Source organism: Burkholderia stagnalis, assembly GCF_039848545.1.
Classification (GTDB): Bacteria; Pseudomonadota; Gammaproteobacteria; order Burkholderiales; family Burkholderiaceae; genus Burkholderia; species Burkholderia stagnalis.
Genome location: NZ_CP156687.1, coordinates 677,745 through 700,307, shown reverse-complemented (window position 1 = coordinate 700,307; position 22,563 = coordinate 677,745). Strand labels below are relative to the sequence as shown.

18 protein-coding genes and 1 pseudogene are annotated in these 22,563 nt (G+C 70.3%); 5 read left to right on the top strand and 14 right to left on the bottom strand.

Translation table 11 applies throughout. From position 1 onward, the window contains the following. Positions 1-16: 16 nt before the first annotated feature. Positions 17-2,329, bottom strand: coding sequence for a putative bifunctional diguanylate cyclase/phosphodiesterase (locus tag ABFO07_RS33865; RefSeq protein WP_347469788.1), 2,313 nt, complete (start codon positions 2,327-2,329; stop codon positions 17-19). 64 nt (positions 2,330-2,393) lie between these two features. Further along, positions 2,394-4,484 (bottom strand): putative bifunctional diguanylate cyclase/phosphodiesterase, encoded by a 2,091-nt coding sequence (locus ABFO07_RS33860; protein ID WP_059809978.1) that lies wholly within the window; start codon positions 4,482-4,484, stop codon positions 2,394-2,396. A gap of 302 nt (positions 4,485-4,786) precedes the next feature. Between ABFO07_RS33860 and ABFO07_RS33855 the strand changes: the two genes are divergently transcribed. Continuing rightward, entirely contained in the window at positions 4,787-5,986 is a 1,200-nt protein-coding gene (locus ABFO07_RS33855) for a YncE family protein (protein ID WP_060148565.1), read from the top strand. 325 nt (positions 5,987-6,311) lie between these two features. Then, entirely contained in the window at positions 6,312-6,707 is a 396-nt protein-coding gene (locus tag ABFO07_RS33850) for a GtrA family protein (RefSeq protein WP_311732866.1), read from the top strand. Positions 6,708-6,829: 122 nt separating this feature from the next. Here the strand turns inward: ABFO07_RS33850 and ABFO07_RS33845 are convergent, their stop codons facing one another. Beyond that, on the bottom strand, positions 6,830-7,354 hold the full coding sequence (locus tag ABFO07_RS33845) for a MarR family winged helix-turn-helix transcriptional regulator (protein ID WP_059557898.1): 525 nt from the start codon (positions 7,352-7,354) through the stop codon (positions 6,830-6,832). A gap of 225 nt (positions 7,355-7,579) precedes the next feature. Between ABFO07_RS33845 and ABFO07_RS33840 the strand changes: the two genes are divergently transcribed. After that, positions 7,580-7,813 (top strand): hypothetical protein, encoded by a 234-nt coding sequence (locus ABFO07_RS33840; RefSeq protein ID WP_347469787.1) that lies wholly within the window; start codon positions 7,580-7,582, stop codon positions 7,811-7,813. 137 nt (positions 7,814-7,950) lie between these two features. Here ABFO07_RS33840 and ABFO07_RS33835 read toward each other — a convergent pair whose 3' ends face one another. The 3 genes from ABFO07_RS33835 to ABFO07_RS33825 all read right to left on the bottom strand — a co-directional run bounded on the left by ABFO07_RS33835 (position 7,951) and on the right by ABFO07_RS33825 (position 12,933). After that, positions 7,951-9,876 (bottom strand): Xaa-Pro dipeptidyl-peptidase, encoded by a 1,926-nt coding sequence (locus ABFO07_RS33835; protein ID WP_060365447.1) that lies wholly within the window; start codon positions 9,874-9,876, stop codon positions 7,951-7,953. Positions 9,877-10,146: 270 nt separating this feature from the next. Then, positions 10,147-11,655, bottom strand: a complete 1,509-nt coding sequence (locus tag ABFO07_RS33830; protein WP_347469786.1) for a S8 family peptidase — start codon at positions 11,653-11,655, stop codon at positions 10,147-10,149. Positions 11,656-12,141: 486 nt separating this feature from the next. Beyond that, complete coding sequence (locus tag ABFO07_RS33825) at positions 12,142-12,933, bottom strand: hypothetical protein (RefSeq protein WP_059959526.1); 792 nt, start codon at positions 12,931-12,933, stop codon at positions 12,142-12,144. A gap of 216 nt (positions 12,934-13,149) precedes the next feature. On the opposite strand from ABFO07_RS33825, the gene ABFO07_RS33820 reads away from it, so the two are divergent. Together ABFO07_RS33820 and ABFO07_RS33815 are read left to right on the top strand one after the other, a co-directional pair. Next, a complete protein-coding gene (locus ABFO07_RS33820; protein ID WP_347469785.1) occupies positions 13,150-14,370 on the top strand; it encodes a polysaccharide pyruvyl transferase family protein in 1,221 nt (406 codons plus the stop codon). 15 nt (positions 14,371-14,385) lie between these two features. Then, a complete protein-coding gene (locus tag ABFO07_RS33815) occupies positions 14,386-15,051 on the top strand; it encodes a M15 family metallopeptidase (protein ID WP_060148569.1) in 666 nt (221 codons plus the stop codon). A gap of 97 nt (positions 15,052-15,148) precedes the next feature. Here ABFO07_RS33815 and ABFO07_RS33810 read toward each other — a convergent pair whose 3' ends face one another. From ABFO07_RS33810 to sctJ, 8 genes and pseudogenes are all read right to left on the bottom strand, one after another. Beyond that, positions 15,149-15,739 (bottom strand): hypothetical protein, encoded by a 591-nt coding sequence (locus ABFO07_RS33810; RefSeq protein ID WP_347469784.1) that lies wholly within the window; start codon positions 15,737-15,739, stop codon positions 15,149-15,151. 227 nt (positions 15,740-15,966) lie between these two features. Then, positions 15,967-17,616: a hypothetical protein gene (locus tag ABFO07_RS33805; protein ID WP_347469783.1), complete on the bottom strand. Its 1,650-nt coding sequence runs from the start codon at positions 17,614-17,616 to the stop codon at positions 15,967-15,969. Positions 17,617-17,703: 87 nt separating this feature from the next. Beyond that, a pseudogene (gene sctT, locus ABFO07_RS33800) lies at positions 17,704-18,501 on the bottom strand (type III secretion system export apparatus subunit SctT); the annotation flags it as partial. Further along, complete coding sequence (locus tag ABFO07_RS33795) at positions 18,498-19,016, bottom strand: type III secretion protein HrpB7 (RefSeq protein WP_060014996.1); 519 nt, start codon at positions 19,014-19,016, stop codon at positions 18,498-18,500. The gene ABFO07_RS33795 and the pseudogene sctT, both read right to left, overlap by 4 nt. Then, positions 19,013-20,344 carry a type III secretion system ATPase SctN gene (gene sctN / locus ABFO07_RS33790; protein WP_059557876.1) on the bottom strand — a complete coding sequence of 444 codons (1,332 nt, stop codon included), beginning with the start codon at positions 20,342-20,344 and terminating at the stop codon, positions 19,013-19,015. The genes ABFO07_RS33795 and sctN overlap by 4 nt, the downstream gene beginning before the upstream one ends. Beyond that, positions 20,341-21,057 carry a type III secretion system stator protein SctL gene (gene sctL / locus ABFO07_RS33785; RefSeq protein WP_059891626.1) on the bottom strand — a complete coding sequence of 239 codons (717 nt, stop codon included), beginning with the start codon at positions 21,055-21,057 and terminating at the stop codon, positions 20,341-20,343. The genes sctN and sctL overlap by 4 nt, the downstream gene beginning before the upstream one ends. After that, a complete protein-coding gene (locus tag ABFO07_RS33780; protein ID WP_060014992.1) occupies positions 21,042-21,716 on the bottom strand; it encodes a type III secretion protein HrpB4 in 675 nt (224 codons plus the stop codon). Before ABFO07_RS33780 ends, sctL begins: the two co-directional genes overlap by 16 nt. Next, the gene (sctJ, locus tag ABFO07_RS33775; protein WP_060350667.1) at positions 21,713-22,561 is read right to left on the bottom strand and encodes a type III secretion system inner membrane ring lipoprotein SctJ; all 849 of its coding nucleotides are present in this window, start codon (positions 22,559-22,561) and stop codon (positions 21,713-21,715) included. Before sctJ ends, ABFO07_RS33780 begins: the two co-directional genes overlap by 4 nt. Between the last annotated feature and the right edge of the window lie 2 nt (positions 22,562-22,563).

The window sequence follows — 22,563 nt, the reverse complement described above, 5'->3', positions numbered from 1 at the left end:
CCCGGCCGCGGCGCCGTCACGCCTGCGCCGCCGCCTGCCGGTCGAGCTGTTCGACGCGCGCGGCATCCTGCTCGCCCGGCACGGGCCGGCCGAACAGGAAACCCTGCACCTCGCGGCAGCCTTCCTGCGTGATGCACGCGAGCTGTTCCTCGGTCTCGACGCCTTCGGCGACGGTCGTCACGCCGAGGCGCTTGCCGAGATCCGCCACCGCCCGCACCACGGCCGCGCAGTCGGGCCGCGTGACCGCGTCGCGCACGAAGGTGCCGTCGATCTTGATCTTGTCGAACGGAAACGCGCGCAGATGCGCGAGCGACGAGAAGCCCGTGCCGAAATCGTCGAGCGCGACGCGCACCCCCATCGCGCGCAGCGCGCGCAGGTCGGCGATCGCCTTGCCCTCGTCGTGCAGCAGCGCGGTTTCGGTCACCTCGATCTCCAGCCGGTCGGGCGCGAGGCCCGAGCCGGCCAGCGCCGCCGCGACGGCCGGCGCGATCGTGCCGTGGCCGAGCTGCGCGGCCGACACGTTGACGGCCACCCGCGCGCCGTCCTGCCAGCGCACCGCGTTGCGGCACGCCTGCTCGAGCACGAAGGTGCCGAGCCGGTCGATCAGCCCGCTGCCTTCCGCCACCGGAATGAACTTGCCCGGCGAGACCCAGCCCATGCGCGGATGGTGCCAGCGCAGCAGCGCTTCGCGCGTGGTCACCCGCTTGGTGTGGACGTCGACGATCGGCTGGTAGAACACGAACAGCTCGCGGTTGCCGTCGAGCGCGGCGCGCAGCTTCGATTCGAGCGCGACCCGTTCCAGCGCGCGCGTCTCCATGTCCGGCGCGAAGATCCGGAAGGTGCCCCGGCCGGCCGTCTTGGCCGCGTAGAGCGCCATGTCCGCGCGCGACAGCAGCACGCCGGCGGTGTCGCCGTGGTGCGGCGCGAGCACGCAGCCGATCGATGCGCCGATATGGATCAGCCGGCCGGGCGACGGCGCATACGGCGCGACGAGCGCAGCCACGAGCCGGGCGGCGGCGGCCCGCGCGGCGTCCGCATCGGTGTCGCGCAGCAGCACCGCGAATTCGTCGCCGCCGATGCGCCCGAGCATCATGCCCGGGCCCGGGCATTGCACGCGCAGGCGCTCGGCGACCTGCCGCAGCAGCGCGTCGCCGGCCGAATGCCCGCGCGCGTCGTTGACGAGCTTGAAGCCGTCGAGGTCGATGTAGAGCAGCGCGATCACCTGGCCGGCCTGGCGCAGGCTCGCGTCGAATTCGGCGAGGAACGTCGCGCGGTTCGGCAGGCCGGTGAGCGAATCGTGATGCGCGAGCTCGTGGATGCGCGTCTCCGCCTCGGCCTGCTGCGTGACGATCGACCACGACAGCATCGGGCAGATGTAATGGCCGTCGGTGTCGCGCACGGCCGACACCTGGATGTCGAGCACCTCCGGCCCGAGCCGGATGCGGGTGCGATGCGGCAGGTTCGCGGGATCGGCGAGCATGCGGCGCTGGCGCTGCGGTTGCCGGTGGAAGAAATCGAGCGACGCGCCGAGCGCGTCGTCGGCCCGGATCGGCAGCAGGTGCTCGATCTCGCGCAGCAGCGCCTTCGACGTCTCGTTCAGGTAGTCGATGGTGAACGTGTCCGGGTCGGCGGTCATCACGGCGACCGGCATGTCGTCGATCATGCGCAGCAGCCGCGTCTGCGCCTGCTCGCGGATGCGCGATTCGGCCTGGGCCTCGACGGTGCGCACGAAGCCGCGGTAGTTGACCGTGATGACGGCGATCAGCGCGGCCGACACGAACGCCATGTTGATCGCCGTCGCGACGAGCGTGGGCTGGTGCGTCGAGCCGAAGAACGCGATGAACGCGACGTTGACGATCACGGCGACGATCAGCGCGGCCGAGCGCAGGTACATCAGGCTGAAGATGCAGCCGATCACGGTGATCGCCATGTAGAACGCGACCTGCGCCTTCTGCCACGCGTCGCCGTACTGGAACAGCAGCAGCGCCCAGGTCGCGAAGGTCAGGGCCATCGGCACGACAAGCCAGTTCGTGTGCGTGAGCGCGCGCCGTACGATCTCCGGAGTCGGCTCCGTGAACCGGGCGCGGCGCCAGTGCAGCACGCGCACGAACGAGGCGAGCGACATCAGCGCCGGTATCGTGACGGTCAGCCAGAACGGCGCATCGCCGAGGTGCGTGAGCGCGAGGCTCCAGGTGCTCGTGATGAGGATCAGATACATCACCGGGAGCTGGCTGGCGAACACGCGGTATTGCGCCGTGAGCAGGTCCGGGTTCTGCGCGGGCGTCGTCATGCGGCGCAGCGATGCCGTCAATGCCTTGAGGATCTTCATGCGAACCTGCCTGTTGCAACACCGGTTCGGGGTGTCGGGCCCGGCCTGGCCGGCGGCCGCGCGCTCATGACTGCACCATCGCAAGGCCTGCCGCGTTCGCGGCCGGGAACGCCGGGTGGGCGCGCGCATCGCCGGCCAGCGCGAGCTGCCCGCTGCCGACGATCTCGTCGAGCGGCACGGGCCGGCCGAGCAGGAAGCCCTGCGCCTCGTCGCAGCCTTCCTCGGTCAGCAGCGACAGCTGGTCGGGCGTTTCGATGCCTTCGGCCAGGATCGGAATCCCGAGGCTCTTGCCGAGCGCGAGCACGGCCCGGACGATCGCGCGATCGGGCGGGTTGGTTTCCGCGTCCGTCACGAACGAGCGGTCGAGCTTGATCCGGTCGAACGGGAACGAGCGCAACGTGTCGAGCGACGAGTACCCGGTGCCGAAATCGTCGAGCGCGATGGTGACGCCCAGCGCCTTGATCTCGCGCAGCGTGCGCAGCGCGCGCTCGCGGCCGGCGAAGATCGTCGATTCGGTCAGCTCGAGCTGCAGGCGCGCCGGCGGCAGGCGGGTTTCCGCCAGCACGTCCGCGACGAGCTTCGTCAGGTCGGTGTGCATGAACTGCACGGCCGACACGTTCACCGCGACGATGTACGGCGGCTCCCAGCCGGCCGCGCTCGCGCACGCCTCGCGCAGCACCCATTCGCCGATGTCGAGGATCATCCCGTTTTCCTCGGCGAGCGGGATGAATTCGGATGGCGAAATGGCGCCGAGCGTCGCATGGCGCCAGCGCAGCAGCGCCTCGTAGCCGCGGACTTCGCCGGTCGTGAGCGACGTCTGCACCTGGTAGTGGATGCTCAGCTGCCTGTCGGCCACCGCGCGCCGCAGGTCGGCCGCGAGGCTGCGCCGCGCGCGCACGAGCTGGTCCATCGCCGGTTCGTAGAAGCAGACGGGCCGGGTGATGCTGCCCTTGGCGCGGTACATCGCGAGGTCTGCGTTGTTGACGAGCACGCCCTTGGTGGCCGCGTCGTCGGGGTAGATCGCGACGCCGAAGCTCGCGCCCGGCACGATCTCGTAGTCGTCGAGCCGGATCGTCTTGTAGAGCGCGGGTTCGAGCCGTTCGAGGAAGTCGGTCAGGTGGCCGTCGCTGCTCATCCGGCAGATCGCGGCGAACTCGTCGCCGCCGACGCGGGCGACGAATTCGCCGTCGCGCAGCAGGTTCGTCATGCGCCGCGCGAGGATGCGCAACACCTCGTCGCCGGCGTGGTGGCCGCGCAGGTCGTTGATCTCCTTGAAGCGGTTCAGGTCGATGCCGATCAGCGCGAGCTTCGCGCCGCGCTCGTGCGCCAGCGCGAGTTCGAGGTCGAGCCGTTCATTGAAGCTGGCGCGGTTCGGCAGGCCGGTCAGCATGTCGCTCAGCGCCATCCGGCGCAGGTGTTCGAGCGATTCGGCGCGCACGTTGCCGTCGATCACGTAGCTCACGAGCCCCGTGCAGACGATCACGAGCGACATGCCCGCGATCGCGAGCGCCAGCGTGCGCAGCGCGCCCGCGTCGGTCAGCGCGCCTTCGAGCGTGAGCGGCGTCACGCGCAGCGCGGTCATGCCGGTGAAGTGCAGCGCGAGGATCGCGAGCGACAGCAGGCCGGCCATGTGGTTGACCGCGTGCGGCACGCGCCGCATCGCGCAGTGCAGCGCAAGCGCGGACAGCGCGACCGACAGCGCCACCGACGCCACCAGGTAGCGGACGTCCCACGACAGGATGCCCTCGACCCGCCACGCGAGCATGCCGGTGTAATGCATCAGCGCGATCGCCGTGCCGACCGCCGCGCCGCCGAGCGCGGGCGCGGCGCGGGTCGCGCGGAAGGTGGTCAGCGCGAAGCCGATCGTGCTGCCGCCCACCGCGATCAGCAGCGACAGCACCGTCAGCGACGGATCGAAGTGCACGGGCGCGCCGGCGTCGAAGCCGAGCATCGCGATGAAGTGCGTGCACCAGATCGCCACGCCGGCCGAGATCGCCGTCAGCACCTGCCAGCCGAGCCGCTGCGTGCCGACCGTGCTCGCCGAGCGCTGGAACAGCCGCGCGGTCACCCACGAGCCGACCCCGCACAGCAGCGCGGCCAGCAGCACGAGCCAGAGATTGTGCTCATAAACGATGCACCCGAGAACTGTCGCCACACCCCATCCTTTCCTTGAACTTCCCGCTGCGCCTGCCGTCGGCGGCCGGTCGCGCACTCGGGTTGCCGCATTTCGCGACGAAACGCCTAAAAAAGATAACGGCAAGGACTAAACAAACTGAACGCCACGCCCTGGCGCGCAAACGATTCCGGTTCGGATTTTTAATTGGTGCCGGAACGGACGGGCGCCTGTGGGGCGGCGGATGGGCGGGAAGGCCGGTTTTCGGCGGCCGGGGTAGTATCGAGCGGCCCGGCGTGCGCCCGGCACGCCCGGCGTCATACAACAAGGAGAAACCGAGAGAAATGCAAGCGAACCAACCCTCCGTCCGGCCGACCCGCGTGATCGCGGGGCTGGCGTTTGCCGCCGCCGCGCTCACCGCCCATGCCGCCGACTGGATCGTGTCCGCCAACGACGGCAAGTACCAGCGTGTCGAGGGCCGCGACACCTACCTGGCCGCGCCGCCGTCCGACACGCTGACGCTGCTCGACGCCGCCACGTTCCCGCCGAAGGTCGCGCTGCAGGTGGACGTCGAGAACGGGATCCAGGGGCCGCCGCAGGCGGTCGCCGTCACGCCCGACGCGAGCGTCGCGCTCGTCGCCGCGCCCACCCGCTACGACCAGGCCGCGAAGCGGCTCGTGTTCGACACGTTCCTGCAGGTCGTGGACCTGAAGGCGGCGCCGCCCGCCGTCACGCGCATCGATCTGGCCGCGCATCCGCAGGGCATCGCGATCGACCGCTCGGGGCGGTTCGCGCTGGTCACGGACGTCGACGGCGGCGTGTCGGTGCTGCGCATCGACGGCACCGAGGGCGGCACGCGCGTGACGCTCGACGGCAGCCTGAAGATCGGCAAGAAGCGGCTCGGCGGCGTGAGCTTCACGCACGACGGCCGGCATGCGCTCGTCGCGCTGCGCGACGAGCAGGGCGTGGCGGTGCTGAACGTGGACGGCGGCAAGGTGACCGACAGCGGCACGCGCCTGTCCAGCGGGGTGGCGCCGTACACGATCGACGTGTCGAGCGACAACCGCTGGGCCGTGGTCAGCAACGTCGGGCTCGCGGGCCTGCCGGGCTATGCGGGCAAGCTCGCGGGCGATGCCGATACGGTCGCGCTGATCGACGTGTCGCGCGAGCCGTTCCGCACGGTCCAGTACCTGAGCGTGCCGTCGCTGCCGGAGGGCGTCGCGATTTCGCCGGACGGCAAGTGGATCGCCGTGCAGACGATGGACGGTTCGAACCTGACGACCGACAACGCCGGCCGCCGCGCGCGCGGCAAGGTGCTGCTGTTCGCGATCCGCGACGGCCAGGCCGTCAAGGCCGGCGAGGCGCCGGGCGGCGAGGCGGCGCAAGGGATCGTGTTTACGGCCGACAGCCGCCACGTGATCGTGCAGTTCAACGTCGAGCGGCAGCTCGCGCTCTATGCCGTCGACGGCGGCAGGCTGCGCGACACCGGCAAGCGGATCGCGCTGACGGGCGGGCCGTCGTCGCTGCGCTCGACGCCGCGCTGAGCGAGCGGGACGCGCGACCGGCGTACGGTCGCGTGTCCGGCATCGCGGGGGGCGCGATGAGGCGATGGTAAGGATTGCGACGACACTGACACCTTTGGCGGGTAGTTCACCAGCATCCGCATCGGTAACGCCCGCTCTGCGCATGGAGCGCCTGCGGCGGCAGCGCGACGAGGTTCGCTTTCGACAGGGTCAACTTGTCATGACAAGAGCGGACCGGTGTAGGGAGGGCGGGGGCGGTGCAACCGAAGCAGTTCTGATATCGATTTACCGGGGGGAGGGGGCGAGGCGGTGCGTGTTACGCTCGCGTTTCCTTCCGTCGACGTCCATGCTGAAAACCCAGTTCCTTCGCTTCCTGATTGCCGGCACCATCGGCTTCGCCGTCGATGCCGGCGTGCTGTCGCTGCTCGTGCGAGGCGGTGCCGGGTATTTCGAAGGGCGGGCGCTGTCGTTCCTTGCCGCCGTCTGGACCACGTGGCGGATCAACCGGCGCCATACGTTCGAGCAGCGGCGGCCGCAATCGGCGTGGCGCGAATGGTGGCGCTACCTGCTGGCGATGTCGCTCGGCGGGGCGATCAACTATGGCGCGTACAGCGTCGCGATCCTGACGCTGCCGACGAGCCCGTACCTGCCGCTGTGGGGCGTCGCGCTCGGTTCCGTCGCGGGCCTCGCGGCCAACTTCGCGTCCGCTCGCTGGTGGGTGTTCGGCGAGCGGTCGCGGTGAAGATCGCTATGTCGATGACGGTATCCGGAGGTCTGCTCGACGAGGCCGATCCGCATGCCTGACGCCGTTCCAGCAAGAAGCCCCGGTTCGAAGGGCAGTGAGCGGGATGTGCCGGGCGGCAATCACTCGTCCTCATGCGCGGACACGGCGGCGTCGCGCGCATCGCCCGCCGCCGTCTCGCCGAGATTCACGTCGCCCATGCCCTTGTTGAGCTGGTTCAGGAAGTGCACGAGCGACACCTTGTCGTCGAAGCGAAAGCTGGCGAGCGCCTGCCGATAGAACTCGTAGATCTTCGGCTGCAGGCTGTCCCAGAAGGCCCGCCCTTGCGGGGTCATCACGACGATCTTCGCGCGCCGGTCGACGGTGTCGGCCACGCGCCGCACGTGCTCCTCGCGCTCCAGGCGCTTGAGTACGCCATCGAGGCTCTGCCGGCTGACGACGAGATAGTCGGCCAGCTCGGAAAACGACATCCCGTCGGCCACCTGCTGGCGCGACAGCGCGCCCAGCACGGACCACTGCACCGTCGTGATGCCCAGCGCCTTGATCGTCTGCCGGTCGAGGGTATTGCCGGCCTGGAACAGCCGGAAGAACAGGCGGTTGTGGATGGACGATACGGATTGATCGTACGAAGGATCGATGTGGGTCATGGGTCGTCTGGTGATTCGCGCGGCGCCGGGCCGGCGCGCCCCGCTATTCTAAGACGTCGGCGGAGCGGTTCGGCGGCATCGGCAGGCGGATGCGCGCGCTGCGGGGCATCCCGGTGACGGGCGGGGAGACCCGATGAGGGCAGCATCGACTTCGACGAGTACCGGGGATCTGCCGGGTGAGGCATCTGCCGGGCGAGGCGAGCGGCGCGTGCCGCCAATGCTGACGTGTGGCGCTGGTTCCCGTGGCTGAGGGCGGCGCGCCGCATACGCTGGTGCCTTGCGACGGCTAGGTGGTACGTCAGCGTCGACAACCTTCACGTCGCCACCGAGCCGGGCTTCGACGGCGCGATCCGCGCGGCCAAGGCCAAGGCCAAGGCCAAAGCCAAAGCCAAAGCCAAAGCCAAAGCCAAAGCCAAAGCCAAGGCCAAAGCCAAAGCCAAAGCCAAGGTCGACCAATGAGAGATCGCGCCGTTCGAGCGGGCGCTGCGCAGGCGGTGCACCGCATGACGGCGCGCCGCGTAGCAAGTTGGATCGACCGCGCTTGCGCGCACCGGCGCACGGACCACTGACCGTGCGCCGGCGCGCGCACCGTTGCGTTACGCCGGAAGCTGCGGCACCGTCACCGACGTGCCGGCCGGATCGAGCGTCAGCTCGGTGCCGGGCGTCGGCCGCAGCGTCGCCTCGTTGTCGCTCGACAACACGACGAGCCCGAGCCGATGGCCCGCCGCGAGCTTGTAGTCGCGCGGCATGAACGTCAGGCGCAGGTCGTACGGCATGCCGGGCAGCACCGGCTCCGAGAGCCAGCTCGACAGGCGGTTGCGCGGGTCGGTCCACGCACGGGTGACGATCGTCGCGCTGCCGTCCGGCGCGCGATCGACGAGCAGCGCGGTCACGTTCGCGGTGGCCGAGAACGTCAGCCGCACGCGCGCGGTCACGCTGCCCGAGATCCGCGTCGCGCTCGCGAGCGGCGCCGTCTCGAAGCGGGAGCGGTGCTCGCCCGTGTTCGCGTTCGCCAGCGTGAGCGCGGTGAGCCGCGCGTCGTCGGTGAACTTCACGAGCGGGCCGCCGGTCGGCTCGCGCAGCAGCGAACCGGTGCCCGTGCCGTCGCCGCCCGCGAAATACGCGACCGGTGCCGCGCCGCGCGCCGGCCAGCTCGCTTCCTTCAGCAGCGTGCCGTCCGCCTGCTCGATCACCGCGCCCGGGCTGCGTTCGACGCCGTTGTCGAAGCCGAGCAGATAGCGCGTGAACCAGCGATTCACCTGCGCGGTCCATTCGGCGGCCATCGCCGGCACGCGGGTCGGATCGGTGTGGCGCGCGCGGTGCAGCCACAATTGCGCCGGCACGCCCTGGCGCCGCATCGCGAGATACCACGACGTCGACTGGTCGGTGCGCACGTTGTCGTCGGTGAGCCCCTGCGCGACGAGCGCCGGTGCGACCGCGAGCGCGGTCGGAATCTCGCGCGCCGCCCAGAACGCCGAGTAGTCGCCCGTCTTGCGATCCTCCCGCTGCAGCGCCTCGTCGACGAGGTGCGTGCAGCGTTCCGGATGCGGGTTCGTCAGCAGCGCCTTGATGTAGACGTCGACGTCCTCGCCCTGGTAGCCGTCCGGCGCGCGCACGAGCCCGCCCGAGCGGTAGTAGCCGTACATGTTCGACAGCCCGGCCACCGGCACGATCGCGTCGAGCCCGCGCGTGCGCAGGCTCGCGACCATCTTCGGCAGCGTGCCGTCGTACGACACGCCGTACATGCCGACGTGGCCCGTCGACCAGCTCGCGACCACCGGCTTGCCGTTCACGTCCTTCGCGGCGGCGCCGCGCCCGAGCCAGTGGATCACCGACGCCATCGCGACCGATTCGTCGCGCGTCAGGATCGTCGGGCAGCCGTCCGAGCCCGCGGTGCCGAGCGAATCCGCATAGACGATCGTGAAGCCGCGCTGCACGAAGTAGCCTTCGATCCACGAACGCCCGGCCGCGGCCGCCTCGAGCTGCTGCAGGATGCGCGTCTGCGGCGCGGCGGCCATGATGCGCGCCGACGTGGTGGGGTGCGGCGTGCCGTCGAGCTCGACGTCGACGTTGTGGTTCGGGCTGTCGGCGAGGTTGTTGTAGTACGGGCTCGCCAGCACGATCACCGGCGTGCGCGCGCCGGTCGCGGTTTCGGCCGGGCGCACGATGCGCACGTGAATCCGGTCCTGCGTGCCGTCGCCGTCGGAATCGACCGGCGTGTCGACCCATGCTTCCTCGGCGATCGTGCCGCCCGACAGCGACGGCTGGACCTGGCCGTCCTGGATGACGGGCCGATAGCGGCCGCTCGTCAGGCTCGCATACGGCACGCCGGACGGCGAGAAGCGCGCGGCGAGCTGCTTCGCGTCGGCCGCGGGCGCCGCGGCTTCGTCCTGCCGGCCCTGCGCGAGCGCGGAGGCGCCGGGCACGCCGGCGCCGTCTTCGCCGCCGCACGCGGCGAGCGTGGCGGCGGCCGCGAGCGCGACGAGCCAGGCGCGTCGCGGTTCGGTTCGATGATGTCTCATTGTTGTCCTTGTATCGATACGGATCGGGAAACGGTCATCCCGTGATGGATGGCGTCGTGTGGAACGAAGCCGGCTGACGCTGCCGGCCGCATCGCACGCGGCATCGCCCGGACTCGGCCGGGCGCGTTCGCGACGCGATGCTTCGGCGCCGCCGGCACGGCAAGGCCCGCCGGCGGCGCCGCGAGACGGGCGTTGCAATCGGGAGCAGGCGGCGCGCGCCGCATGCCGCGCGCGAACGCGCCGCCTGCTCGCGGCAACGCCCGTGTTCGCTTACTGCGCGGCGGCGGCGACGGCGTTGCCCGCGTCGAGCAGGCCCGCGCCGCAGGTGCTCGTCGAGCAGTTCGAGCCGCTCGCGAACGGCCGCGCGGTCGATTGCAGGATCTGCAGCACGCGCGCCGGCGACAGCGAGGGATTGACCGCGAGCATCAGCGCGACCGTGCCCGCGACGTGCGGCGTCGCCATGCTCGTGCCGTTGTAGCTCGCGTAGCTGTCCGCGCCCGGCGACGTCTGGCCGGCGTTGAGCGTCGACAGGATGCCGACGCCCGGTGCGGCGATCTTCACGGCCGGGCCGGTGTTGCTGAAGCTCGCGCGCACGCCGCGGCTGTCGATCGCGGCGACGGCGATCACGCCCTGGCAGTTCGCGGGCTGGCTCTGCGCGACGGGGCCGCCGCTGTTGCCGGCCGCGACGACGACGTTCGTGCCGCGCGCCGTGATCGCGTTGATCGCGTTCTGGTAGGTCGTGCTGCAGGTCCGGCCGTAGCCGCCGAGGCTCAGGTTCAGCACCTTCGCCGGGTTCGGGTTCGCCGGCGCGCCCGGCACCGCGAGCCCCGCGGCCCAGCGCATGCCGTCGGCGATGTCGCTCAGCGTTCCGCCGCACTTGCCGAGCACGCGCACCGGCAGCACCTTGCCGGCCCACGAGATGCCCGCGACGCCGTTGCCGTTGTTCGACACCGCGCCGATCGTGCCGGCGACGTGCGTGCCGTGCCACGAGCTGTTGCTCGCGCCGCAGTCGTAGAACGGGCCGTTCGGATCGGCGTCTTCCTGCGCGGTCACCCAGTCGCCCGGATCCAGTGCGCTGTTGTCGCGGCCGCCGCCGTCGTTCGCGCCGGCCGGATCCGACACGAAGTCGTAGCCGGGCAGCAGGTTGGCCGCGAGGTCCGCGTGCGGACGATAGCCCGTATCGATCACGCCGACGACGACGCTCGCCGAGCCCGTCGTGCGATCCCATGCCTTCGGCAGGTTCGCGCCGCCGGCCGGATTGAAGTAACCCCACTGCTCGGAGTAGCGCGTGTCGTTCGGCACGAGGAACGCGCGCATCCGCGCGTCCGGCTCCGCATACTCGATCGCGCCGTCCGCCGCGAAATCGCGCGCGAGCGCTTCGGCTTCGGCCACCGACACGTGGCGCTGCAGCGACAGCACGGTCGCGCCGCCCGACATGTCGCGCTTCACGCGCAGGCCGGCAGCGGGGTCGCCCGCGTTGCCGGGCGCGGTGGCGGCGGACGCGCCGAACGCGCGCGCGCCGGCGCGGGCCTTGCGCGCGGCGAGCACGCGATCGATCACCGCCTGCACGTCCGTGGGCTCGGCGCGCGCGATCGACGCGCCGGGCGAGGCCTTCGCGGCGCGCAACTTGATGATGAGCTGGTTGACCGCATCGGCCGGCCCGGGGCCGGACGGCGCGGCGGCCGCTTGCGCCCAGGCGGCCGACGAGAGCCCGGCCAGCGCCGCGCCGACGACGGTCGATTTAAGCGAAGCAGTGCGAATCAATCTGGACATGCCCATACACCCCCCAGGATGGCATTGAACGGCACGAGTCGACGATGTTGTAGGTGTAGCTGGATCTTGCTGCGATGCCGGCGAGAAAGAACACGCCGCGCCGATGCGAACGACCAGGAATCGATCGGGCGGCGTGTTGCCGGCAAAACGGTTGCGGCCGATCGATTCATCCGGCCGCGCGGGGCCGGACGATGCGTCGTCCGCCGGAGTTGTGTGACGGGAACTGACTGTTGCGAAACGGTGCCCGTGTTCGTTACGCGATGCGTGCGCCGCAGAGGCCCGTTTTTCTTTCCGGAAGCTTGCACAAAACTTATCCGACTGAAATCGTCATGTCAAACATTTTTAGCTTGAATCAAAAAAAGTTTGATTGTGTTGGAAGCTGGATCGATGACGAGGCGGTTGTACGGGGAATTGATGACTGCGCCGCAAGAGTCGGCGTCATTGTTCGGTGATTCGATGCGTCGATGCAGGTCAGCCGACGCATCGACGCCATCAATGCGTGCCCGCCTTCTTCATCAGCGCGTCCCGCGCATGCGCCGACAGCGTGGGGCTGATCGCGATCTGCTTGATGAGCGGCGCGTAGGCGACCGCCGCGAGCTTGTTCAACTGCGCGAGCAGGACGGTTTCGGGAATCGCCCCGAGATCGGTGGTCAGCCTGACGTTGTCGCTGGCCGTCAGGCACGCGAAGTTGCCGTTGGTCGTGTAGATCCACAGGTACGGCGGGATGTGATCCGGCGCCAGCACGGATTTTTCGGTGATCAGATTCTGGCGCGTGATGGCCGGATTGTTGGCAGTGAGATCGGCCCATTGTGCGGTGTCCTGATCGTCGACGGTCGGCACGTCGCGCAGCGACGCGATCAGCAGCGTCGCGTCCTCGGTCGCATACACCGACGAGCGCCACATCTCGCGCGCCAGGTACAGCCCTGCGCCGACGAGATTGTCGGCCGCCTTCGGGATGCCGGCCGCATGCTGTGCGAGCCGCCCGTGCGTGCACGCATCGATCCACTGCACGTTGTACGCGGCGGGCCCCCACGAATACCAGAGGCCCGTCGTGCGCTTGTCGCCGGAGACCGAACGGAATTTTTGCGCGGCGCTCGTGTATGACTCGATCCCGGCGATGTCGCCGGCGCTCACGCGCACCGCCGGGCTCGGCGGCGTGCCCGTCGGGGCGATGCGGTAATGCAGCGTCGTGCCGCCGGGCGTCGTTTCGGTATCGACGCCTTCGATGACGCCGCTGCGGCCATTTTTCAGGCGCACGTGTTGTCCTGCTTCGTAGATCGGCATGGTTGGCTCTCCAGTGCTTGCGTGGACGGGTGAAGGCCCGCGAGCGGGCATGCGTGAACGATAGGCGTGCGCGTGGCGGCGGCCCATGGGCCGAACGTGCCGCGCGAGGTCACGGGACGAAGGGCCGGGGCGTTTGCAAGCGGATGCCGATAGACTCTCTGTTACGTACGCTCATTCGCGCATGACGCCGGTCATGCGCCCACCGGACTTCCCGCGATGCGAAGACACGCGCAGCACGACACGCCGACCGTCCTGTTCGGCGCGTTCGATCGGCACAATTTCGGCGACCTGCTGTTCCCGCACGTCGCCGAGCGCATGCTCGACGGCGGCGACCTGCGTTTCGCCGGCCTGGCCACGCGCGACCTGCGCCGCTACGGCGGCCATCGCGTCGACGCGTTCGCCCGGATCGCGGCGGATTCGCGCGGGCACGCGCTGAACGTCGTGCATGTCGGCGGCGAACTGCTGACCTGCAATGCGTGGGAAGCGGCCGTCATGCTGTCGCGCCCGGGCGAGACCCGGGACGACCTCGCGCATGCCGACACGTGGGCGCAAAACGGGCCCGCGTGGGCGCATGCGCGGTTCGGCACGGCGTCGCTGGCACCGTACGTGCTGTCTCGGCATGCGTATCCGGACGCGCCGATGCGCCGCGTCGCGTTCAATGCGGTCGGCGGTGTCGCGCTCGACGCAGTCGATGCGGCGCTGCGCGACGAGGTGCTCGCCGCGCTCGCGGCGGCGGAAGACGTCAGCGTGCGCGACGCGCACACGCATGCGCTGCTGAGCGCGGCGGGCATTCGCGCGCGGCTCGTGCCCGATCCGGCAGCCATGACCTGCGCGCTGTTCGGCGCGCGGATTCGCCGCCACGCCGGCGAGCGCGCGATGCGGGAGGTGTTGCGCGCGTTTCCCGGCGGCTATGCGGCCGTGCAGTTCAGTGCCGATTTCGGCGACGATGCCACGCTGGACCTGCTCGCGCATGCGCTGACGCGCGCGGCGGAGTCGCATCGGCTCGGCATCGTGCTGTTCCGCGCGGGCGCGGCGCCGTGGCACGACGATCTCGCGTGCTACGAGCGCATCGCCGGCCGGATGCGGGGCGCGTCGGTCAGGCTCTTTTCGTCGCTGGATCTGTGGGATATTGGCGCGCTGATTGCCGGCAGCCGCGTGTATTGCGGCAGCAGCCTGCATGGCCGGATCGTCGCGATGTCGTTCGCGCGGCCGCGCGTCAACGTCCGTCATCCGGGCGACGGCGCGCGGATGACGAAGGCGGGTGCGTATGTGGCGACGTGGGAGGCGGCGGGGGTGCCGGGCGTCGTCGGCGTGGATGATGTCGGCGATGCGATCGGCGACGCACTGCATGCGGATGCGGCGACGCTCGAAGGCAAGGCGAGGGAACTGGCCGATCTTTACCGCGAAGGGTTCGCGTGGGTGCGCCGAATGTTTTGACCAACGAGAGTGGACATGACCTTGCTTAGTCTTTCCGATTCCCGCGTTGCGCTGATTCCGGTCGTCGACACCGGCGAGCCGCTGGTCGCGCTCGATGGGCTGAGCACGCGGCTGCGAATGGATCATTCGACGGAACACCGCGCCAACCTCGGTTATGACCTCGATTTTCGCGCGCGCGAGACGGTCGGCGTGAAACTGGCGAAAGCGTCGCTACAGCTTCCGGATGGTTTTACGTTGCTGGTGAAAGAGTCCTTGCGTCCGTCGACGCTGCAGGACAAGTGGTTCCGGGAGTATCGGCACAAGATCCTGGCCCACCATCCGGGCATCGCGGAAGACGACGCGAACGTGTTGGCTTCCCGGTACGTCGCGCCGCCTTCGGTCGCCGGGCATCCGACCGGCGGGGCGATCGACGTCACGCTGTGCGACGGCGAAGGCAGGGAACTGAATCTCGGATGCCCGTACGACGCCGATGAGGCCTCGTCCAACGGCGCATGCCGCTCCGCGTGCGACACGCTGGAGCCGCAAGCCGCGGCGCATCGCCGGATCCTCTTTACCGTTCTGGGCGAAGCAGGCTTCGTCAACTACCCGTTCGAATGGTGGCATTGGTCCTACGGCGACCGATATTGGGCTGTGGTTACGCGGCGCGAACATGCGATTTATGGGGCTGTAGATATGCGCTGACGCGCATCCGTGCCGGTGTTGCAAGAAGCGGCGTGACGCGCGCGACCCCTTCCGAATGAACGGAAGCGGTCGGCGCGCCACGTGACGCTCGAATCCCTCACTCGCGCTTCGGGGAAGGCAGCGTTTCGAAATCCTGGTGCAGGCTCGCCGTCGCGCGCGAGGCGTCCCACGCATTCGAACTATGACGCGCCGCCTCGAAATCGCGCGCGGGCCCGACGGTCATCGACGCCGCGGCATTGAGCGCCGAACCGAACGCGGTGACTGCGCCGTCGCGGTATTCGCCGCGCTGCAAATGCCCGAGTGCGTCAGTGCCGAACGACTTGCTTTCGGTCATGTGCGCACCGGTGTGCGTCTGCGTGCCCTGGGAGATGCCGTGGAGGTTGCCGAGCACGCTGTCGCGCGAACCCGGCGTAATGCCGAACCCATTGCTCTGCAGCGTCGAGCTGACGTGATGCACGGCCGCCGAATAGTAGGTTGCGTTCGATTGTCCCATGTAGGCGGCGGATTGCTCCGTCACCTCCTGGCGGCGCGTATGCGGCGTCGACAGGTTCTGCAGGCCCGTCAGCGATGCGCCACCGGTCGAACGCTCGTTCGGGCGCCGGGTCGGCTGGGAATCGCCGCTCGACGGAGCAGGCGTGGTGTAGTTCTGCAGCGGCGCGGCGTGGCCGCCGTTGATTTTATCGGGCATGGTCGAGACCTTTGCTCAAGAGATGAAAGGGCCGCCGGGCGCCGCGGCGCTCGACGGAACGATCGACTGGCAGTGTGTTCGTCGAAACCGGATGTCGGCGACCGTCGATCGATGAGGGCATGATGCGCGTCGCGGCGAGGGGGGCGGCGTGACACGCGAAGCGCGCGACGCGAAAGCGAAACGTCGAATGCATGGGCAGGCATCGGGTGTCGCCGCGCATCGCTCACTCACCGCCGCTGCAACACCGTCCGCATCGCCGTCACGTCATCAGGCGCGCGCTCACCCGATGCCGCCTGCTCCGCATACTCCCTCCCCGCATCCGTCGCGCGGGCATGCGACGTCGCCGCATCGTTCGCGAGACCGATCTCGATGCGCCGCACGATCAGGCTTTCGATCGCGACCCGCGCCTCGCCGCTGCGCATGCCGAGATCGCGCATCAGGTTGAATGCGTTCATGAGATCCGCATCCTTGTCGATCGCATCGCGCAGCGCGCGCTTCTGCTGCGACGTCGACGCATCCTTCGCGTGTATGCCCCGGTAGAACGCATGCAGCTTCGCGTGACCTTCGCCCGCGAAGCGATCGATGCTGCGGTCGACGATCGTCATCGCGTGCTTGGCCGTCAGGTCGGCCATGTCGTTCTTGTTCGTCGTCGATTTCTTCTCGTCGATCCAGCGCCCCGGAACGATCTTGCCGAAGCGCTTGCGATCGGCCTCGATCCGCCCGTTGTCCTTCAGCACCGCATGGATCCCCTCGATCGCTTCGTCGGGCGTCTCGTCGTCGATGCCGCGCGTATCGAGCGACATGCGCTCGCGCAGCGCGTTACGGTCGATCTCGCGCGCCTTGTCGTTGCGCATCCGCTGCTTCACGCCGCGCACGCCTTTGCCGATGTCGAGCGCGTTCATCAGCCCGAGCGCGAAGCCCGCCTGTTTCGTCGCGATCGCGGCCGCGCTGGCCGGCGCGGCCGCAAGCCCCTGCGTGCCGGCGATCAGCGCCGCGCCCGACGCGATGCCGAGCGCGTTGCGGCCGAGCTCGTAGGCGGCGCGGTTCATCCGCTTGCCGGCGACTTCGTGGCGGATGTAGAGCGTCAGCAGCACGTCCTTCGCACGCGCGCTTTCGGCCGCAAGCTGCGGATCGTCGCTCGCCGCAAGCGTCATCACCTTGTCGAGGTCGTAGTCGAGCCTGCCCTTGCGGTCGCGCGTGAGCATCAGCCGGTCGAGCCGGCGCGCATCGCTGCCGGCGGCCGCGCCGCTGAACGCCGCGACGTCACGGTCGCGCATCGCCGACAACTGGTGGTCGTAGCGCCGGCGCTTGCGCCACGATGCGAACAGCGCATGGCCGTTCACGCCCGCGCCGACCGTCTCGTGCGCGAGGCCGGCGCCGAGCCCGCCGATCGCGAGGCCGGTTGCGTCCGCGCCGTGATGATTGGCGGCGGCGGCGTTGAACAGCGGCGCGAGCGGGCGGATGCCGTTCGCCTCGACGAGCGTGAAGCCCGGCTTGCTGCGGTCGTAGGCCTGGCCGGGCTGGCGTTCGGGAGGCGGGGCGTGGAATGCGTCGACGGGCGGCGGAGCAGCCTGCTGTGTAGTGGGCGGGGGCGGTGGAGGCGGCGGCGCGGTGGTCGGCGACGTGCTGCCGTTCGTCTGGCCGATGATGGCGCCAAACGAAAGCGGCTCGCCGAGCGACAGCGGCGGCAACTGCGGCGGCGCGTCGCTTCGGCTGTGATTGACCGCCTCACGCGCGCTGCGCAACTGCCCGTGCGAGAACGCGCCGAGCGAGCGCCTCGGCCGGTCGCTTGGCGGGTTCGACGAGGAACCCGGCGCGTTCCGGTTCGGATCGGCGACGGTGGACGACTGCGTTGACTGCTGAACCGACTTCAACATGACGACGTGCCTCCTGTATGGATCGATACCCCCGGCAAACGACATGAGCGCCGATGCGCGCTTCCTGCAGATTTCCCGCTAATGACCGGCGAGCTGCTTCACCTGCTGCGCGAGCCCCGCCAGCGAAATCTGCCCGCGCATCTCGCTGACGAAACTCCCCGCCAGCACCGCGACGATCAGCACCGCGATCGCGCCCTTGAGCGGCTGGCTGACGTTCATCAGGTCGAGCTTCTGCGCAGACCGCGACACGAACGCCAGGCCCAGGTCGACGAGCAGCAGCATCGCCATCATCGGCGTGGCGATCCGCGCGACCATGTTCATCAGCATGTCGATGCGCGCCTGCGCGAACATTTCGAGCAGCGGCGCGGGCACCGGATCGAACGAGCCGAGCGGCCACCACGCATACGATTCATACAGCGCGCCGAGCAGGAACGTCATGCCGCCCAGCAGCCAGAACGACGCGATCGTCAGTTGCCCGAACAGCGTGGCCATCAGCGACGTCTGCGTGCCCGAGCTCGGGTTCTGCATCTGCACGTTGTTGAAGCCGGCGAGATCGTCGACGTAGGTGCCGATCGCCTCGGCGGCCCAGAACACGGTGGACGCCGCGATGCCGAGCACGAGCCCGATCACGGCCTCCTTCGCGCAAGCGATCACGAGGAACGCGCCGTGAAGCTGCGGCAGCAGCGCCTGTTGCCCGCACGCGACGAACAGGCACCACACCGCGGCCGCGCCGCTGCGCATCGGGCCCTTCATCACGTTGTCGGCGGTCGCGGGCAGGATCGTCATGATCACGAGCAGCCGCTCGCTCGACAGCGCGAGCAGCACGATGAAGCTGATGAATTCGTCGCCCAGGTGCTGCAGCGGAAAGATGTCGTAGGTCGTCATGCGTCCGTCTCGTTGGATGCCCGCGCGGCCGCGAGCCGGCGCGCGAGCACGCCTTCCTCGATCTCCTCGTCCTGCACGTCCTCGGCCGCTGCGTCGGCCGCGCGTGCGAGCCGGCGGATCCGCTCGTGCACGACGTCGATCTGCGCGTCGTTGCGCGCGATCTGGCGCGCGGTCGCGGCGAGCTGGTCGAGCTTCGCCTGCAAGGCCGCACGCAGCCGTGCGCACTGTGCGCTCGCGAGCGCGTGCTCGTCGAGCAGCACGTCGCGATAGCGGCGGCATGCCGCGTAATCGCCGATCGTGAACGGCGCGTGGCCGGCGGCCATCGCGTCGACGCGCGCCGCATAGCGATTCGCCGCGTCGAGCTTCGCGTACGCGTGCGCTTCGCCCTGCGCGAGCTCGGCCGCCGCCGCGTCGCGTTCGGCGCGCTGCGCGGCCTGCGCGTCGCGCAGCTTCGCGCCGCGCTGCTCGCGCCGCGCGAGCAGCGTCTCGAACGCGCGTTGCGTGCGGTGCTTCATTGTTGGACGAGCGCGTGCAGCGCGGCGAGCGTCGCTTCGGGCGCCATGTACTCGTCGGTGCGCTGGTTGAGGAACGCGCGGATCCGGTCGATCTTCGCGACGGCCTCGTCGGCCGCCGGGTCGCTGCCGGCCTGGTATTCGCCGAGCTGCAGCAGCGTCTCGATCTCGCGATGCTTCGCGAGCAGCTGGCGCAGCCGGCCGGCCGCGCCGACGTGCTCGCGCGTCGTGACCTGCGGCATGATCCGCGACAGGCTGCCGAGCACGTCGATCGCCGGATACTGGTTGCGCGCGGCGATATCGCGCGACAGGATGATGTGGCCGTCGAGAATGCCGCGCACTTCTTCGGCGATCGGGTCGCTGCCGGAATCGTCCTCCGCGAGCACCGTATACAGCGCGGTGATCGAGCCTTGCTCGCCCATCCCGGTGCGTTCGAGCAGGCGCGGCAGCTCGGCGAACACCGAAGGCGGGAAGCCGCGCCGCGCGGGCGGCTCGCCGGCCGCGAGGCCGATCTCGCGGCCGGCGCGCGCGAAGCGCGTCAGCGAATCCATCATCAGCAGCACGCGCTTGCCCTGGTCGCGGAAATACTCGGCGATCGCGGTGGCGGCATACGCGGCCTTCGCGCGCTCGATCGACGAGCGGTCGGAGGTCGCGCACACGACCACCGAGCGCGCCATGCCGTCCTCGCCCATGATCAGCTCGACGAACTCGCGCACTTCGCGGCCGCGCTCGCCGATCAGCGCGATCACGTTGATGTCGCACGACGCGCCGCGCGCGAACATCCCGAGCAGCGTGCTCTTGCCGACGCCCGCGGGCGCGAAGATCCCCATCCGCTGGCCTTCGCCGAGCGTGATCAGGCCGTCGACGATGCGCACGCCGGTCGCGAGCGACGCGTCCACCATGCGCCGCGACATCGGGTTCGGCGGCGGTGCGAGCACCGGGCGCAGCGCGTCGTAGTCGAGCGGGCCGCGCCCGTCGATCGGCTCGCCGAAGCTGTCGATCACGCGCCCGAGGATGCCGTGGCCGACCTTCACCGACAGCGGCCGCCGCAGGCCGATCACGCGCGTGCCGCGATTGACCTCGCCGAGCGTGCCGAACGGCGACAGCAGCGCGACGTTGCGCGTGAAGCCGACCACTTCCGCATGCTGGATCAGCACGCCCGACGCGCTGCGCAGCTCGCACAGCTCGCCGAGCGTCGCCTCGAGGCCGACGACGCGCACGATCGTGCCGATCACCTCGAGCACCTTGCCGGTCATGCCGACCGCGGGCTCGATCGCGAGCCGCGCGGCCATCGCGTCGGCGACGCGGGACAGGTCGGTCAGCGCGTTCATGCGCGCCCCGCGTCGTCGAGTGCGCGGGCGAGCGCCGCGCGGATCGCATTCAGCTGCGTGTCGAGGCTCGCGTCGACGGTGCCGAAGTCGGATTCGCACACGCAGGTGCCGCGCGCGACGCGCGGCTCGACCACGACGTCGACGGGCACGTTGCGCCCCTGCCGGCGCCATGCGTCGGCGAGCAGCCCGAACTGCTCGCGCGCGGCGTCGTAATCGGCGTCGCACACGCGCACCGTCAGGTAGCTCGCGCCGGCGACGACGCGCTCCACCGTCTCCGCCGCGCGCGCGAACAGGCCGCGCGCGTCTTCCGTGCGCACCATCTGCTGCACGGCCGCGGCGACGAGCTCCGCGAGCCGTTCGCGCATCCGGTCGCGCACGTTGCGCTCCTGCTCGAACGAATCGGCCGCTTTCGCATGCCAGTCGGCGATCGCCTGCGCGCGGCCCGCGTCGTAGCCGCGCGCATAGGCGCTGTCGTGCTCGCGCTGCGCTGCTGCGACGAGCGCGTCGGCCTGCGTGCGCGCGTCGGCGGCGATCCGTGCGGCGTCGTCGCGGGCCGCGCGCAGCACGGCGTCGCGTTCCGCCGCGAGCGCGTCGAGCGCGGCGTCGAGCGCCTCGACCGTCTCGTACGCGTCGCGGCGCAGCACGCCGTGCGGCGCGTCGATGCAGAGATCGTCGGCGAGCGGGATCTGTCGGTTCTTCAGCCAAAAAGCCATGACCACTCCGGAAACAGCGACGGCAGGCGCGCGAGCAGCGTCGCGCCGTCGGCGCTCGCGCCAGCGTGTTCGATCCACGGCGGGCGCACGGCGTCGCGCGGCAGCGCGAGGCGCACGATGCGCATCGGCCCCGCCGCCGACCACGCCCGTTCGTGCTCGAACAGGCACCAGCCTTCCCAGGCGACGTCGTCGCCGGACAGTTGCGCGAGCGGCGCGGCCGGCTCGCGCCGGTCGAGATCGCGCGCGCGCGGCGCATCCGGCAGCGCGGCCAGCGCGCGGCAGCCGTCGGCGCCGACCCAGCCGGCAAGCCGTTCGCGGCTCGCCCGGTCGATCCAGTGGCGCAGCTCGGTGCGCCGCCGCAGCAGCGCGCGCACGCGCAACAGCCGCAGCGCGTCGGCGACGGGCAGCGCGGCGAGCCGGTTCGCGGGCGCATCGAAGCCGTCGAGCGACGGCGACGCAATGCCGAGCGTGCGCAGCAGCCGCAGCGAGCACGCGGCGCGCAGCGCGGGCGCATGGGCATGCATCGTCGCGACGAGCGGCGCGAGCGCGCCGTGCCAGCTCGCGTGCGCCCAGTCGGCCGCGCGTCGCGCGTTCGTGTCGTAGCCGGCGAGCCATGCGGCCCGCGTCGCGACGCTCGCGACCGTCGCGCCGCCGCTCATCGCGCGGAGGCTTGCTGAGAAGCAGCCGCGTTCGCATCGCCGCCGCCACCGCCGCGCAGCCGCGCGGCGAGGCCGCCCGCGCCCGCGCCGCCCTGCTTGCGCGCACGCCACCACAGCACGCCGCCGCCGGCCGCGAGCAACATGCACACGACGACGGCGATCAGCACGCCGACGAGCGCGACGCCGCCGGATTTCTGCGCGGACGGCTGCGCGGCCGACACGAGATCGATCGGCTCGGCGGCGACCGACGTGACGCTCACCTCGTCGTATTTCAGCCCCTCGACGCTATGGACGACGAGGTTCTTGATCTGCGGCGTGAGCGTCGCGAGGTTCGCGTTCGGCCGGTACTTGATGAACACCGACGCCGACGACGGCTTCGCGACCTGCGCGAGCGGATCGTTGTTCGGCAGCACGATGTGCACGCGCGCGACCACGACGCCGTCGATTTTCGACAGCGTGTCCGACAGCTCCTGCGACACGCCGTAGATGAACCGCACGCGTTCCTCGGTCGGCGTCGACACGAGGCCGTCCTTCTTGAACAGCGCGCCGAGATCGTCGTAGCGCGTCGCGGGCAGCCCGCGCGCGCGCAGCACTTCCATCGCCTTGACGATCTGCTTGTCGTCGACGGCGAGCGTCCAGGTCTTGCCGCCGTCGGGCGACTTCTTCTGCGCGTCGACGCCGTTCTGCAGCAGTGCGGCCATCATCTCGTTGCAGTCGCGCTCCGCGAGGCCGCCGTACAGCTCCTGCTGGCAGCCGGCGACGAGCACGGCGCTCGCGAGCAGCACGGCGAGCCGGGCCGTGCGGCGGCGGCCGCTCGCGGAGATCGGGGGATGGAGTCGGTTCATGG

Bases quoted from the DNA above. Each gene is read 5' to 3' on its own strand.
- ABFO07_RS33865 (WP_347469788.1), bottom strand. From the start codon at position 2,329: ATGAAGATCCTCAAGGCATTGACGGCATCGCTGCGCCGCATGACGACG.
- sctL (WP_059891626.1), bottom strand. From the start codon at position 21,057: ATGGCTTTTTGGCTGAAGAACCGACAGATCCCGCTCGCCGACGATCTC.
- sctJ (WP_060350667.1), bottom strand. From the start codon at position 22,561: ATGAACCGACTCCATCCCCCGATCTCCGCGAGCGGCCGCCGCCGCACG.
- ABFO07_RS33810 (WP_347469784.1), bottom strand. From the start codon at position 15,739: ATGCCCGATAAAATCAACGGCGGCCACGCCGCGCCGCTGCAGAACTAC.
- ABFO07_RS33805 (WP_347469783.1), bottom strand. From the start codon at position 17,616: ATGTTGAAGTCGGTTCAGCAGTCAACGCAGTCGTCCACCGTCGCCGAT.
- ABFO07_RS33820 (WP_347469785.1), top strand. From the start codon at position 13,150: ATGCGAAGACACGCGCAGCACGACACGCCGACCGTCCTGTTCGGCGCG.
- sctN (WP_059557876.1), bottom strand. From the start codon at position 20,344: ATGAACGCGCTGACCGACCTGTCCCGCGTCGCCGACGCGATGGCCGCG.
- ABFO07_RS33815 (WP_060148569.1), top strand. From the start codon at position 14,386: ATGACCTTGCTTAGTCTTTCCGATTCCCGCGTTGCGCTGATTCCGGTC.
- ABFO07_RS33825 (WP_059959526.1), bottom strand. From the start codon at position 12,933: ATGCCGATCTACGAAGCAGGACAACACGTGCGCCTGAAAAATGGCCGC.
- ABFO07_RS33830 (WP_347469786.1), bottom strand. From the start codon at position 11,655: ATGGGCATGTCCAGATTGATTCGCACTGCTTCGCTTAAATCGACCGTC.
- ABFO07_RS33795 (WP_060014996.1), bottom strand. From the start codon at position 19,016: ATGAAGCACCGCACGCAACGCGCGTTCGAGACGCTGCTCGCGCGGCGC.
- ABFO07_RS33780 (WP_060014992.1), bottom strand. From the start codon at position 21,716: ATGAGCGGCGGCGCGACGGTCGCGAGCGTCGCGACGCGGGCCGCATGG.
- ABFO07_RS33850 (WP_311732866.1), top strand. From the start codon at position 6,312: ATGCTGAAAACCCAGTTCCTTCGCTTCCTGATTGCCGGCACCATCGGC.
- ABFO07_RS33855 (WP_060148565.1), top strand. From the start codon at position 4,787: ATGCAAGCGAACCAACCCTCCGTCCGGCCGACCCGCGTGATCGCGGGG.
- ABFO07_RS33835 (WP_060365447.1), bottom strand. From the start codon at position 9,876: ATGAGACATCATCGAACCGAACCGCGACGCGCCTGGCTCGTCGCGCTC.
- ABFO07_RS33845 (WP_059557898.1), bottom strand. From the start codon at position 7,354: ATGACCCACATCGATCCTTCGTACGATCAATCCGTATCGTCCATCCAC.